This is a genomic window from Streptococcus parasuis (assembly GCF_021654455.1).
Lineage (GTDB): Bacteria > Bacillota > Bacilli > Lactobacillales > Streptococcaceae > Streptococcus > Streptococcus parasuis.
In genome coordinates this window covers 1877574-1892158 of sequence record NZ_AP024276.1, presented here as the reverse complement: position 1 = coordinate 1892158, position 14585 = coordinate 1877574, and the positions used below count along the sequence as shown (strand labels likewise).

15 protein-coding genes and 1 pseudogene are annotated in these 14585 nt (G+C 40.1%); 9 read left to right on the top strand and 7 right to left on the bottom strand.

The genetic code is table 11. The features are described from left to right. Nucleotides 1-62 precede the first annotated feature (62 nt). Nucleotides 63-1339: pseudogene (ltrA, locus tag L6410_RS09510) on the top strand (group II intron reverse transcriptase/maturase). Nucleotides 1340-1413: 74 nt separating this feature from the next. Here the strand turns inward: ltrA and L6410_RS09505 are convergent. Both L6410_RS09505 and L6410_RS09500 read right to left on the bottom strand, forming a co-directional pair. Then, nucleotides 1414-2001 (bottom strand): cadmium resistance transporter, encoded by a 588-nt coding sequence (locus tag L6410_RS09505; protein ID WP_032512129.1) that lies wholly within the window; start codon nt 1999-2001, stop codon nt 1414-1416. Nucleotides 2002-2258: 257 nt separating this feature from the next. Further along, nucleotides 2259-3218: an aromatic acid exporter family protein gene (locus L6410_RS09500; RefSeq protein ID WP_024392623.1), complete on the bottom strand. Its 960-nt coding sequence runs from the start codon at nt 3216-3218 to the stop codon at nt 2259-2261. A gap of 157 nt (nt 3219-3375) precedes the next feature. Here L6410_RS09500 and L6410_RS09495 point away from each other — a divergent pair, with 157 nt between their 5' ends. Continuing rightward, entirely contained in the window at nt 3376-5367 is a 1992-nt protein-coding gene (locus L6410_RS09495; RefSeq protein WP_237395401.1) for a KUP/HAK/KT family potassium transporter, read from the top strand. A 22-nt stretch (nt 5368-5389) separates the two neighbouring features. Here the strand turns inward: L6410_RS09495 and L6410_RS09490 are convergent, their stop codons facing one another. Continuing rightward, complete coding sequence (locus L6410_RS09490) at nt 5390-5779, bottom strand: DUF1761 domain-containing protein (protein WP_024391348.1); 390 nt, start codon at nt 5777-5779, stop codon at nt 5390-5392. A 134-nt stretch (nt 5780-5913) separates the two neighbouring features. On the opposite strand from L6410_RS09490, the gene rlmB reads away from it, so the two are divergent. From rlmB to rpsI, 7 genes are all read left to right on the top strand, one after another. Beyond that, on the top strand, nt 5914-6642 hold the full coding sequence (gene rlmB / locus L6410_RS09485; protein WP_024391349.1) for a 23S rRNA (guanosine(2251)-2'-O)-methyltransferase RlmB: 729 nt from the start codon (nt 5914-5916) through the stop codon (nt 6640-6642). Beyond that, on the top strand, nt 6643-7164 hold the full coding sequence (locus tag L6410_RS09480; RefSeq protein ID WP_024391350.1) for an NYN domain-containing protein: 522 nt from the start codon (nt 6643-6645) through the stop codon (nt 7162-7164). Beyond that, nucleotides 7161-8024, top strand: coding sequence for a DegV family protein (locus L6410_RS09475; RefSeq protein ID WP_024391351.1), 864 nt, complete (start codon nt 7161-7163; stop codon nt 8022-8024). The genes L6410_RS09480 and L6410_RS09475 overlap by 4 nt, the downstream gene beginning before the upstream one ends. Before the next feature lie 85 nt (nt 8025-8109). Continuing rightward, nucleotides 8110-8286 carry a hypothetical protein gene (locus L6410_RS09470; RefSeq protein ID WP_237395400.1) on the top strand — a complete coding sequence of 59 codons (177 nt, stop codon included), beginning with the start codon at nt 8110-8112 and terminating at the stop codon, nt 8284-8286. A gap of 96 nt (nt 8287-8382) precedes the next feature. Beyond that, a complete protein-coding gene (locus L6410_RS09465) occupies nt 8383-8808 on the top strand; it encodes a GNAT family N-acetyltransferase (RefSeq protein WP_272877336.1) in 426 nt (141 codons plus the stop codon). Between the two features lie 230 nt (nt 8809-9038). After that, entirely contained in the window at nt 9039-9485 is a 447-nt protein-coding gene (rplM, locus tag L6410_RS09460; RefSeq protein WP_024391353.1) for a 50S ribosomal protein L13, read from the top strand. A gap of 19 nt (nt 9486-9504) precedes the next feature. Further along, nucleotides 9505-9897 carry a 30S ribosomal protein S9 gene (gene rpsI / locus L6410_RS09455; RefSeq protein ID WP_002942223.1) on the top strand — a complete coding sequence of 131 codons (393 nt, stop codon included), beginning with the start codon at nt 9505-9507 and terminating at the stop codon, nt 9895-9897. A 106-nt stretch (nt 9898-10003) separates the two neighbouring features. Here rpsI and L6410_RS09450 read toward each other — a convergent pair whose 3' ends face one another. Genes L6410_RS09450 through L6410_RS09435 form a run of 4 tightly spaced genes read right to left on the bottom strand, consistent with a single transcriptional unit; the run spans nt 10004 to nt 14527 of the window. After that, nucleotides 10004-11221 carry a site-specific integrase gene (locus tag L6410_RS09450; RefSeq protein WP_237395398.1) on the bottom strand — a complete coding sequence of 406 codons (1218 nt, stop codon included), beginning with the start codon at nt 11219-11221 and terminating at the stop codon, nt 10004-10006. A gap of 12 nt (nt 11222-11233) precedes the next feature. Then, on the bottom strand, nt 11234-11500 hold the full coding sequence (locus tag L6410_RS09445; RefSeq protein ID WP_001196078.1) for a helix-turn-helix domain-containing protein: 267 nt from the start codon (nt 11498-11500) through the stop codon (nt 11234-11236). A 19-nt stretch (nt 11501-11519) separates the two neighbouring features. After that, entirely contained in the window at nt 11520-12623 is a 1104-nt protein-coding gene (locus L6410_RS09440; RefSeq protein WP_095456127.1) for a CHAP domain-containing protein, read from the bottom strand. Nucleotides 12624-12625: 2 nt separating this feature from the next. After that, nucleotides 12626-14527, bottom strand: coding sequence for a DUF4013 domain-containing protein (locus L6410_RS09435; RefSeq protein WP_237395397.1), 1902 nt, complete (start codon nt 14525-14527; stop codon nt 12626-12628). Nucleotides 14528-14585 lie beyond the last annotated feature (58 nt).

The following is a 14585-nucleotide window of genomic DNA, read 5'->3' as shown; positions in this document are numbered from 1 at the left end:
TAGAAGAAAGTTCATCAATATAAGATATCCGACAGACACCGAAACAAGAAAGGAATACGCACATGTCACAGTTATTAGATAATATCCTATCCCGTTCAAATATGTTGGATGCTTACAATCAAGTTAGAGCCAATAAAGGTTCAGCAGGAATTGACGGCGTAACCATTGACGAAATAGATGACTATCTCCGCAAACACTGGCGTTCAACTAAAGAACTCATAAAGCAGAGAAAGTACAAACCACAGCCCGTTTTACGAGTTGAAATTCCCAAGCCTAACGGCGGAGTTCGCCAACTAGGCATCCCAACGGTCATGGATAGAATGATACAACAAGCCATTGTCCAAGTCATTAGTCCCATCTGCGAACCCTATTTCTCTGATAAGAGCTACGGATTCAGACCCAATCGGTCCTGCGAACATGCCGTTATCCAGTTATTAGAATACCTTAATGACGGCTATGAGTGGATAGTGGACATAGACCTTGAGAAGTTGACGATACCGTTCCTCAAGATAGACTGATGTCGCTTGTTCATAACATTATCCAAGATGGGGATACAGAATCTCTGATTCGTAAGTACCTTCATTCAGGTGTAGTCATCAACGGACAACGGCATAAAACACTAGTTGGAACGCCACAGGGAGGAAACCTATCACCGCTCCTGTCCAATATCATGCTTAATGAGCTAGATAAAGAGTTGGAAAATCGCGGACTTCGCTTTGTTCGCTACGCAGATGACTGCGTCATCACAGTTGGTAGTGAGGCGGCGGCTAAACGTGTGATGCATTCAATTAGTCGTTATATTGAAAAACGATTAGGTTTGAAAGTCAATATGACCAAGACCAAGATTGTGAGACCGAGCAAATTGAAGTACCTAGGATTTGGGTTCTGGAAATCATCTGAGGGCTGGAAAAGCCGTCCGCACCAGGATAGCGTACAGAGTTTCAAGAGAAAACTCAAGAAACTAACGGCCCGTAAGTGGAGTATTGACTTAGACAGCCGAATTGAGCGACTAAACTGGGTCATACGAGGTTGGATAAACTACTTTTCTATGACGAACATGAAATCAGTCATGGAAAGCATTGATGAACGACTAAGAACTCGAATAAGAGTTATTATCTGGAAACAATGGAAGAAGAAATCTAGGCGATTATGGGGACTTCTTAAATTAGGAGTGCCGAAGTGGATAGCGGATAAAGTATCTGGCTGGGGAGACCATTATCAATTAGTGGCTCAGAGGTCTGTACTGAAACGTGCCATATCAAAACCAGTCCTCGCTAAACGTGGACTGGTTTCTTGCCTAGATTATTATCTAAAACGACATGCGTTAAAAGTTAGTTGAACCGCCGTGTGCCGAACGGCACGCACGGTGGTGTGAGAGGGACTAGTCTTAGTCCCTACTCAATTTAAGAACACTTAATGAAAAAAAGCGAGTAAATAATTTATCGTACCGAATTCGATCAAAATATAGACTCCTAAGAGAACAAAGACTAATGGTAGAATGATACGCTCGTATTTTTCAACAAATTCAGAGATAAGAGAGAGACTGCCAAAAGCCTCTGCGATAAAGCAAATAACGGTTGTCCCCAACAAAATGATGACAGCTGTTACGATAAATTCTGGCATTGTTAAGGTTGTGAAATAGGGCGAGAAAATCCCTAAATTATCAGCGCCAGATGCTAATGAAAGGAGTAAAACTGATAGGACTCCTATTGTTTTGTCTGAGATTTGAACGTCATCTTCAGATTCAAATAGAATGCGAACTCCCAAAAAAATTGGGAAGATTCCAAGTAAGCCAATCATCCACTCAGAAGGTAGTAAATTGGCGAATTGACTGATGATAAAGCTAGATACTATCAGGATGAAACTTGCAAGTAATTGACCCAGATAGATGTGTTGTTTATCGCCTCTATTTTTAGCTTTTGAAAAGAGGATTACTAAAAGAAGCAAGTAGTCAATACTTGTTGAAATACTAAGAATAATTGCAGATATAAATAATATCATGGTTCCTCCGATTTAAAATTGTTGACTGAATTTACCTAAAAATCTGTATTCACAAGTAGAGTGCTTTTATGCAATAGCTATTCAATCGCAATAAAGGCAACTTATTGAGAAATTACTGACTGTATTTTGCAAAAATATGAGTAGGTGACAACAAGTCCTAGATTGAAGTGTTAAATGATCAATCTAGGTTCAAAACACAGAGGCACATTAATTTTGATAAGTAAAAGTAAAACATAGTAGATCTTTCAATGATTAGGTCATTTATTTTCTGAATAAGCTTGGTAAAAATCGACTTTGAGTTGGATAAAATGCTCCATATCGTGCAGGAGTTGGAAAAGGATAGCTCTGGTTTCAAACTCTTCTCGAGTTTGAGGAAGAGGTCGCTCTCTGAAGGTTGCATGGAATAATTCAATATCCAATAACAATTCTTTTGCTGAATTCTCTCTGCTGAGTTGTTGGGCTGTACGCTCAAAGAGGCTGGCTAGGATGATGTTCTCTCGGGCTTCCAGTAAACACATATTGATATTGGTTGCCATGGTCCGTAATATTTTGCTTTGTGCAGACCGCATTTCAAAATAATGGACTTGATAATTTGTTTGTTGAAAGACTTGGTTGTGGCGTTCTAAATAAACGACTTTCAATGCTTCGTCAAGCATTTGGTCTAGCTCATTAATCAGTGTTGCTTCATTTCTGCCGTCACCCTCGATTAAAAATTGTTCAAAGCGTAGGAGGATTTGCTTTAGTTGGTCTTCAACGCGTAAATGATAATCCTCAATCACTTGTTCTTGTGAGGGCATATAGAGATTGCACAGAAGGGCGGTGATTGCTCCGATGAGAAACAAGCCCATTTCATTGCTTAAAAGTGAGATAGAAAGAGTTGATTCGAGCATTAAGTGTGTCACGAGGACAGTTGCAGGAGCGATACCTGCTTCCCATCGGAAATGATAGGCAGTTGGAACGTATATAGCAAGGTATATTCCCAAAGTCCAAATTTCAAAGCCTAGTAGATAGAAGGTGATGGTTGCAATCGTAAGTGCTAATAAAGTAGAGTAGAGACGATTACGGGCCATTTTAAAACTGGATTTTCGAGTGTCCAAAATACTTAAGATTGCGATAATACCAGCAGAAGTTGCATAAGCCAATCCAAGCCAATCCGCTAAATATATAGAGATAACAGTTGCCAAAATAAGTTTAATTGTTCTGTGTAGCAGGGGCATAATCATATACTTTCTAATTGATAGCCTTATTGTATCATAATCCGATACGTTCGTGATACTAATTGGAGTTGTTAGAAATTTTTCGTTTTTCGAAATGCTCTTGCTATTCTCGTCATTCGGTGCTATACTGTGTTGATTGTGATAGGAGAATAGAAAAGTGACTCAAAAAGATAGTTTAAGCTTTGAACGCGCTACTAAGGCTGGTTTTTTAATTGCACTCGGGGTAGTTTATGGAGATATTGGTACAAGTCCCCTTTATACCATGCAGGCTTTGGTTAAAGGTCAAGGTGGCATAGGTGACCTTAATAAGAACTTTATTCTTGGCTCTATTTCATTAATTATTTGGACGCTCACTATCATCACTACGATAAAATATGTTTTGATTGCCTTAAAAGCAGATAATGATCATGAGGGCGGGATTTTTTCACTTTATACACTTGTAAGGAAAAGGGCGAAATGGCTCATTATTCCGGCTATGATTGGTGGATCTACTTTGTTGGCTGATGGAGCCTTGACACCAGCTGTAACGGTTACATCGGCTATAGAAGGTTTGCGCAGTGTTCCCTTGCTGGAAAACTTTTATCAAAGCGAATCAATTGTGATTGTAACTAGTTTAGCAATATTGACCGCATTGTTTAGCATTCAACGTTTTGGAACTGGTTTTGTTGGTAGGGTATTTGGACCGATTATGTTTGTATGGTTCTTATTTTTAGGACTTGTCGGTTTGTTTAATACTCTTTCCTATTTAGAAGTCTTTAAGGCCCTCAACCCACTCTATGCGATTTCCCTCTTAATGAGTCCTGAAAATAAGGAAGGTATCTTCATTCTGGGTTCAGTATTTCTGGCAACAACAGGTGCGGAGGCTCTCTATTCGGATCTGGGACATGTAGGAAGAGGGAATATTTATGTCAGTTGGCCATTTGTAAAAGTCTCTATTTTACTGTCTTACTTTGGCCAAGGGGCATGGATTTTATCACACCAAACTGAGGCCACTACTTTAAACCCGTTTTTCGCGAGTGTTCCTCAAGGATTTAGTATGGTTGCTGTGATTTTGGCTACTCTGGCTGCTATCATTGCTTCGCAAGCCTTGATTTCTGGATCGTTTACGCTCGTTTCTGAGGCAATGCGTTTAAAATTATTTCCTAGATTACGAATCACCTATCCTGGAGCGAATTTAGGTCAATTGTATATTCCTAGATTGAATTGGCTTCTCTGGATGACAACCTCCCTTATTGTTCTCTATTTTAGGAGTGCAGAAAAAATGGAGGCTGCTTATGGTTTGGCGATAACTGTGACGATGTTAATGACCTCTATTTTATTAACAGAGTTTGTGCGACAATCGGGTGTTAAGCCCTGGCAAGCTTATCTGGGTCTAGCATTCTTCTTGTCCATTGAAGGGATGTTTTTCTTGTCGTCAGCTGTAAAATTTATTCATGGCGGGTATGTAGTTGTTTTTATTTCCTTACTCATTTTACTCCTCATGTTTGTCTGGTACAAAAGCAACCAAATTTTATCTCACTATACAAATTGGTTACCTCTAACTAAATATATAAATCAGTTACAAGCCTTGTCACAGGATACAAGTGTACCTTTATATGCAAGTAATCTAGTTTATCTCAGTAGACATTTACAAGGACATTTCGTCAATCATTCTATTTTATACTCAATTTTGGAGAAAAAGCCGAAAAGGGCAAATCAATACTGGTTTGTACGTGTCCATGTAACCGATCAACCATACACAAAAGAATATGCTGTTGATACCATGGATACAAACTTTTTGATTAAGGTGGATCTTTATTTAGGATTTAGGGTTAGACAAGATGTTTCGCGCTACTTGAGAACAATTGTTGGAGATCTAATGAAGCAAGGAAGGATTCCTAAGCAGAAGCAAGTGTATAGTCTCCAAGATGAGAAACAGATTGGCGATTTTCGTTTTGTTGTTATAGAAGAAATGATGGCAAACTCACCTGAACTAAATGGCTTTGATCGCTTTATTTTAGGTGTGAAAGCATTTATTAAGCGTTATACTGCATCACCAGTTCGTTGGTTTGGTTTGCAATTCTCTGAAGTGACAGTAGAGCGAATTCCTATCATTCTGTCAGATGTTCGGCCGTTACCAATTCGAGAAAGAAAGCAAAAAGTTCTCTGAAATTTTCAGAGAACTTTTTTATTTAAGTAAATAAAGCAATGATTCCTACTACCAAGTAGCAGACTAATTTGTAGCTTTCATTAATAAGAATTAGCTTGATTGGACGTTGCTCAAAAACATAGTTCTTCAATGAAGCAAGTACAGCAATTACCCCCATGCCACCAGCCGCATGTAGTGGTGAAACATCAAGAGTTTTGATGAAGAAAATTACAACAACGGCTGTAACAACTTCAATTGCTAAAGAAATCATCATTTCTTTTTGACCGTTTTTCCCAGCTTGACGGTCAGCTTCAACCTTTGCCATATCAATGCCAGAGGCTTCAATCCAAGCATCACGGAAAATCAAACCATACCACAAACCACCAATAGCAAAGGCAATCACGCCTGCCACAATTCCAAATAGTAGTGTCATAATATCTCCTTTTCTTCCGATTGTACGGACGAATAACATGATTAAGAATAACATGGTTTTAAGATTGAGTCAAGGGTTCTCGGCTGTTACAAAGAGAAACTCCTTTTTTAGAAAACCTATGCTATAATACTCTTATGGAACAAAATGATATCGTATATGGCGTACATGCTGTAGTGGAGAGTTTGGAGGCCAACACCGGCAACAAACTCTACATTCAGGATGATTTGCGCGGAAAAAATGTAGAAAAAATCAAGGCACTGGCTGCAGAGAAAAAGGTGTCGATTTCTTGGACGCCGAAGAAGACTCTGTCTGACATGACTGAAGGTGCCGTTCACCAAGGCTTTGTCCTACGAGTCTCTGAGTTTGCCTATGCGGACCTATCGGTGATTTTGGAAAAAGCTGAAGCAGAAGATAATCCTCTCATTCTCATCTTGGATGGTCTGACAGATCCTCACAACTTGGGCTCGATTTTGCGGACTGCAGATGCGACTCAGGTAGCGGGTATCATCATTCCCAAACACCGAGCAGTTGGCGTGACGCCCGTTGTGGCAAAGACCTCAACAGGTGCGGTGGCTCATGTCCCAATCGCCCGAGTGACCAATCTTAGCCAAACCCTCTATAAGCTCAAGGAAGCTGGTTTCTGGGTATTTGGTACCGATATGAATGGAACCCCAAGCCACAAGTGGAATACAGCTGGTAAACTAGCTCTTATTATTGGCAACGAAGGCAAGGGAATCTCCAGCAATATCAAAAAGCAGGTGGATGAGATGATTACTATTCCTATGAAGGGCCATGTCCAATCTCTCAACGCCAGCGTAGCAGCTGCTGTGCTGATGTACGAAGTATTTCGGAAGAAACTATAGATGAAAGAAAAGATTCTGCTTGTTGATGGTTATAATATGATTGCTTTTTGGAAATCAACGAAACAAGATTTCAAAAAAGGTAATTTAGATGCCGCAAGAACAACCTTGCTTCGCATTCTTTCCCACTATGCTTCATTTGAGAATATAGACATCATTTGCGTTTTTGATGCTCATCATGTTCCTGGAAGTCGTCAGCATTATGATGAATTTAATGTTCAAGTTGTGTTTACTGAAGAGGAAGAAACGGCGGATAGCTATATTGAATGCTTGAGTGCAGAGTTAAATAGTAATCTTCGCAAACAGGTTTCGGTAGCAACGAGTGATTTAAATGAGCAATGGGTTGTTTTTTCACAGGGAGCCTTACGAGTCTCTGCGCGTGAGCTAGAAGAACGGACAAATGTAATCAAAAAGGATTTGGACAAGTTTGTGGACCAGGTAGAACTCTACACCCCACGGCTCAATCCCTGGTCAGATGGGAATTTTAAAGCCTTAAAAGAAATGATGGAGGAAATGAAAGAGTGACATTTACAATCGTAACCGATTCGACATCGGATTTGCCAATCAGCTGGGTCCAAGAAAACGATGTGACCGTGCTTGGTTTGACCATTAACCTAGACAGCGTAACCTATGAAACAGTCGGTGAAAACCGCTTGACCTCAGCAGATTTACTGGAGAAAATGGCTTCTGGCAGTCAACCTACAACCAGTCAGGTCAATGTTGGTCAGTTTGAAGAAGTTTTTGAGGCGGCAGTCAAGGAAGGTCAAGAGGTACTTTATCTCGCTTTCTCAGCAGCTCTTTCAGGGACCTACCAGAGTGCAGTCATTGCACGAGATATGGTATTGGATCAATACCCGGAAGCAGTGATTTCCATTATTGATACGAAGGCGGCGACCATTGGAGAAGGCTACTTGGTCATGAAGGCCGTTGAGGCGCGTGCTGAGGGTAAGACTTTGGCAGAAACTAAGGCAATCGTAGAAGATTTGGTGCCGCGCTTACGGACCTATCTCTTAGTTGATGATTTACAACACTTAGTGCGTGGTGGTCGTCTGTCCAAAGCTGCAGGTTTAATCGGTGGTTTAGTGAATATCAAGCCCCTCATTTCGCTCAATGCTGATGGAAAACTAGAATCAATAGCTAAAATCCGTGGTCGTAAAAAAGGAATCAAAGAAATGCTGAACCTGACCTTGGACAACTTGGATCATTCTACAATCATGGTTGCTTATACGGGTGATAGAGAGGCTGCAGAAAGTATCAAATCTAGTTTATTGGAAGACGACCGTGTTTCTGATGTTCTATTGACAGAATTAGGACCGGTTATTGCGACTCATACAGGGACAGGAGTCTTAGCTATTTTATCAATTGGGACAGAAATGAGAGCCTAGATTCTAAGGGATACTTCTGCAAAGATGTATTCCTTTTTGTGTGGCAGCGAACTATTGCAGAATAGGACAATCAAAAGGAGATAAGATGTCACTAATCATCAGAAGAGAAGAAGAAAGAGATTACCGCCAAGTTGAGGAGCCAACACGGAGGCTTTTTGGAATGTCTTTCGTCCGTCAGTTTATCTTTTATTACATCGTTAACTCGTTTTGCCGTACTCCAGTACTGTCTGCAACTCGTTGCCTTGTACTAAAAGTAAACTGAAGGACTATTATCTGAGTGCGACGGAGCATCTGATTGTGCATCAATTACGAAAGCAAAAACACGTCATAAAAGAGTGGCGGAAGCCGAGGTCAGCTGGTGGGGCATATCCTCTATGTGGCGTCGGAGATCGCAGCAGACGGCGCTCGCCTGCCCAGTCTGACCTTTGGTCCCTTTAGCATCTCGCCAGATCAGCAAGGCCGAGGCTACGGTCAGGCACTGTTAGAGCATTCGTTGGCTTTAGCGGAAAATAGCGGAGCAGTCATGGTGGCCATTACAGGTTTTCCTGATTACTACAGTCGATTTGGCTTTCTTAAGGGTAAGGAGGTCGGCATTCGCTATCAGGAGGACCCAGAAGCTGATTATTTCTTGGTCAAGTTGTTCCAACCAGAAGCCTTAGATGGCCGGGACTGGTGGTTTACAGATCCGCCAGGTTATGAGGTGAACGAAGCTGAATTGCAAGTATTTGATCAGACTTTTTCCCCTAAGGAAAAATTGGTACTTCCAGGTCAATTAGGGGAGTAGAACGACTGTTTGTTTTGGAAAATTCATCTGCAATCGCTCACATGATTCAAAGCTCTGCCATTGGTCAAAAAATAAAAAAAGTAAAGTAAAATAACTTGACGAGAACCACCATATTTGATAGAATGGTAGACGGTATTGTTTACCCCATTTGAAAGGCCCCGGAACCTTCCAAATACCCGCGGAACGGAACATCCGCCTAGTAAACAAAAACGATTCGTATAGGAGAAATCATGAACAAAACAACATTTATGGCTAAACCAGGCCAAGTTGAACGTAAATGGTATGTAGTAGACGCTACTGATGTACCGCTTGGACGCCTTTCAGCAGTAGTTGCTAGCGTTCTTCGTGGTAAAAACAAACCAACTTTCACACCTCACACTGATACTGGTGACTTTGTTATCGTCATCAACGCTGAGAAAGTGAAATTGACTGGTAAAAAAGCAACTGATAAAGTGTACTACACTCACTCATTGCACCCAGGTGGTTTGAAATCAATCACAGCTGGTGAATTGCGTTCTAAAAACGCTGTTCGTTTGATTGAAAAATCAGTTAAAGGTATGCTTCCACACAACACACTTGGTCGTGCACAAGGCATGAAATTGAAAGTGTTTGTGGGTAGCGAGCACACTCACGCTGCACAACAACCAGAAGTACTTGATATTTCAGGTCTTATCTAAGGGAAAGGACGTAATCTAAATGGCACAAGCACAATACACAGGTACTGGTCGTCGTAAAAACGCGGTTGCACGCGTACGTTTGGTCCCAGGTACTGGTAAAATCACAGTAAACAAAAAAGATGTAGAAGAGTACATCCCACACGCTGACCTTCGTTTGGTTATCAACCAACCATTCGCAGTAACTTCAACACAAGGTTCATACGACGTTTTCGTTAACGTGAACGGTGGTGGTTACGGTGGTCAATCAGGTGCGATCCGTCACGGTATCGCGCGTGCATTGCTTCAAGTAGACCCAGACTTCCGCGATTCATTGAAACGCGCAGGCCTTCTTACACGTGATGCTCGTATGGTTGAACGTAAGAAACCAGGTCTTAAGAAAGCTCGTAAAGCTTCACAATTCTCAAAACGTTAATTATCAGCGATATATCAACGTTTCAAGACATTCAAGAGTTCTCTCTTGGGTGTCTTTTTTTGACCAAAAATTAAAAAACTGCCTGAAAAACTGCCTGATATTTGCCTTATTGGTTTTTAGGAAGATTTTCTAAAGCAATTTCTCCAACTGTTTTTGGTATTGTTTCAATGACATTAATATAGCCTTTTGTTGTTTCAGAATCGCTATGAGTTAGTGCTTCTGAAATTTGACTAAGTGAATATCCTGCCAATTTAGCTAATGAAGCTCCTGTGTGACGTAACATATGAGGTGTAGCGTGAGTTAGCTCAGGGTGACGTCTTTCTACAGAATTCATTCTATAGTTCAGATAATCAATATGAAGTCTTTGATTGACACGTCCTTTTCTGTCTTCGTAAGTAAAGACAAACTGTTTATTAGTTTGCCGAATTTTGTATCTTTTAAGTATTATTTTTTGTTCTTCTTTCCATTTTTCAAGAATGGTCATTAGAAGTTTAGAGACAATGAAACTTGTCTTTTTCTCGCCTTTGGTAGCTTTGACATTACCAAACCTATCTAGAGCCTGAACAATGTAAATTTTATTGTTAACAAAATCAATATGTTTCCATTGAAGAGCATAAGTCTCAGATTTCCTGTCTGAAAGCAAAAAGGTTGTGTAGAAAAGGGTGTAATCCATATAGGTAAGGTCGCCATTAATCAGGTCTTCTTCAACGGCATTTAACCATTGAGATAATTCATGCCCATCCAAGTACATCTCCTCCTCATCTTTTTCTCGTTCAATTTGTACTTTTTTAACAGGTTTTATACGACTAATACTTTTTTTCAATCTATTTCCCTCTATCATTTCTAATTCCTCTGCCCAATCAAATACGGAGTTGACATAGCTCCGTATGACTTTAAAGTTGGCATATTCATTCGCTTTATTGGTAAGTTTGTTCAGAACTAATTGCTTATTACTCATAAGGTATTTTAGTGAGTACTTGCCAAACATTGGGAGAATGTGTAATCGAAACATGTTTTCAGTTTGAAAAACTGTACTAGTAACAGGTGGAGTGTTGGTATTTGTAGTCTGACCAGCTTTATAGGCATTAAGCCAGTAATGATCATAGAACTCTTTGAATGTCATTTCGTTTTGCGCAAAGTTTACATCACGTCCAGCTCGTAAATCAGAAATTTTGAGTAGGACTTCAGATTCTGCCAACTTAGCTTCTTTTCTCGTTTTAAATCTTTTGACATAGTATTGTCCCATGCCTAGCTTTTTCTGCATATCATGTGGGATATAAAGTTTCAGTTGGTAGCTTCCTGTCTTCAATTTTTTAATTGCCATAATAAGACCTTTCTAGTTCTGCAATTGGTTCATCCATTTACGAATTTCGCCTTTGTCAAAACGGATTGTTTTTCCAATTCGAATGGTTGGTAAACCACGGATTATCCATGTATCTAGCGTATTATTAGATACCCCTAGATAGGTACAGGCTTGTTTCTTGTTAAGAAATGGACTATTCACCCCATTATCTTCTCTAAATTTTTCAATTTCATCTTCAATAATATGGCTGACAAGATTTTGAATTTCAGTCACTTGTTCTTCTTGTAAAATAACTTGCATAGCTTATTCCTTTCCTTGTTTATTTTCCAATCACATAAGTCAATTGTTTGGCGGTTGTGGCGTCAAATATTCGGTAAGAGATGACTCCTAAGCCTTGTGCATTTGATTCTGATATCAGAACAGTTCCATCAGATTTCACCTGCTCCACAAAGGCGATATGTCCGTAGGTTAAGTCTGCACCTGCTTGTCCCGGTGAAAAACAAACAGCACTATGTTCAGTAGGAGTGCTTGTTGTGGTATAGCCTACTTTATGTTTCCAGTCTCCTCCATTCCCCATATAAGGGTCAAAGGTGATTCCAAGCTCTTTCGCACGATTCCAGACAAACCACGTACATTGTCCCCAAGGATAAGTGCCTGCACTATATCCAGAGGTATTAATGGCTTTTGTTAAGCTATAACCTGCTGGTATATCTCCAGAAGTAACTCCGCCTCCATCTCTTGTTTTAGAAGTATTTTGGGGTGCTTTTGGTGTTCCTCCGTGGTCGTCAATCCATTTGTCCAACTTTTCCATAACTTCGGCTCGCCTTTTTCCTGAGCCAGAAGTATCCGTGAAGTACACTCCACCGTCACTAGCTACATTGAGTGTTCCTTTGGCATGCTTTTGAGCTTTTTCATCTTGGATTTTGAAGGTTTCATTGCGATTATTAATGATGGTTTGTTTGGTTAGTGCCACTATGGCAGTTTCATCATTAAAGTTTGTGGCATTGTCAGGGTTTGAATCAAAAGCACCGTAGCCAAACATATTAGCACCTGACTTAGTGGCAACTCCAGCAGTTCCATAGGAGCTTTCCATCTGAGCAATCGCCACAATCGCTCGGACATCTAAGCCAGATTTTTGAGACCATTCTAGTAGGAATTTTCCATTGATACGGTTCTTGTCATAGGCGATTCCTGTAGAATCTAAGAAGCCATCTAATTGTTCAGCGGTAATCCCATAACGATGGCTTAACAGATTATGGGTATAAGCGTCACCATCAGACCAATGGTCGACATAAGTCAAACCATTAACTGTAGAAGCAGAGCTAGTTGAGATGGATGAACTAGCCCCTACAAAAAGAAAAAGCACCGCTAAAAGTGGTGCTAATAGGATGCTCAGAAGGCTAAATCGTTTGATTGTTTTCATGTTCACACCTCCTGAGTTCTAAATGTTTTTGGCTGTAAATGAGATAGCTGGTCACGCATGGCTTTCTCTTTTTCGAGATAGTGTTTAAAATGGCTTACAGGACGTTCTTGACGCTTTCTGCGTTGCTCTTGAAGTCTTTCTTTAGACTTCTGGTTATGAGCAGATTGACGGAGTTGAGATACTCGTATTCGTTTTTCTTGAATAGCTTGTCCGAGTTCCTCAGAGCGGTTGCGTGCCTCACTCGCCTTGATTTTATCTTGATCATCATTGGTTGCGACTGACTTGGCATAGTAAATTCCATACTCTGCATTTTTTAATCCACGTCTGAGGTTAAGGAAAGTAGATGACATTTGCTCACTTCGGTGTGCTTGTTGAGCTTTTGCCTCCTTAAAGGCAAGGTCATAACTTTCACCATGCTGTTCAGCTCGTTTGGCTTTAGACTTTGCTAGAGAATCTGAAATGGCTTGACCAGTATTTTGATAGGTGGTACTAGATACTTGTCTGGTTTTAGCTTTCAACCCTTCTTTGGCAAGGATAGTTGAACCAGCTAAAACACTGCCAGCAACAGCCAATTTTGCTTGTGTATTCTTTTGGACACGTCCCAATGTATTATCTTGGAGCTTTCGCCCAGCTTTATCAATACGTTGAGTAAAGCGGTTAGAAATATGGCGGATGCGATTAGCTGTCAAAATTGACAAGAAGTAGTCTCGTTTTTTCCATAGGATAACTAATACGATAGCCTTTAATACATAACCCACAATCATATTTTCAAAACCGATAGCAGTAGTAATGGTCGTTAGAATGTTATTAAAGTAGAGGGCAATGGTTGCTAGTAAGGTCATCAGACCAGAGAGAATAATGGTTCCGCCTAGTTTCTTAGTCATGTTAAAGAGGATATTCTCAAATGTTGGTACCATCGCAAAGATTAAGGCAAATGGTGTAAAGACTAAGAGAATGAGTAGCGTGACGTTTAAAACAAATTGCATTAATGCAAAGAAAATCAGAATTAAGCCCATGAGGAGTGATTCAAGAACTGCTACTATGGCATAGGAGAACATAGCTCCCCAATTGGATTTAAGCATAGAGTTTTTTGGGTCATCTTCACTACCAGCGACATCTTTGATGGGTGTTTCTTTATCGCCGTTAGAGACTTTGAAATCATCATCACCATCATTGTAATCAACTAAGCTTTTCAGTTCTTCATCTGTTAAAGAAAAACCGTTGTCAGTATCGGCGGTATCAGAGTTCATATAGCTGTAAGGATTCCAAATAGCAGACTTGGCGTATTCTGTTAAAGCACCATCAGAACTTGGAGTGGTGAGTTTCGTTCCTGTTAGGCTTTTGGTAACAGTCGAAGAGAGGTTTGTTGTGACAGAAGTAGTATTCGTATAAAATCGTGTGACAACATAAGTACCATCACTGTACTTAGAGAAAAACAAAATGGAACAAGCGAAGACTAGTAATAGTCTTATCAAGGTCTTAAAGAATGACCCATGCTTGACAAAGTAAACATAGGCAAGATAGGTAGCCATGCTTGCTCCAACCAGTGGAAGTAGAACACCTTCTAGACTTTTAAAAATAGAAGCAGTAGCTGATATAATATCAGAAACATAGGATGCAAAAAGTTCAGGGGATTCTACTAATTTGTCATAAATTGACGCAAAAATGGTAAAAAAGAATTTGGCCACCCAGAAGACAGCCTGCACCATTTTATTGATAAGGTATAGCATAGCAGTATCTAAACCAAACCATGAGTCTTTAAACCAAACTTTACTTGTAATTTGGGATAGGTTATCTTTGACATAGGTGTAATCAACATCAGAAGCAGATACGGTTATGCTTGTGATGAGAGAACTAACAAATAAACTGATAATCGATAAGAGTTTTACTCGTTTGTGTTTCATTGGTCTCCTTTCTATTATGACTTGGGTATGAAAAAAGCACCTTGATTGAGGTGCTAGT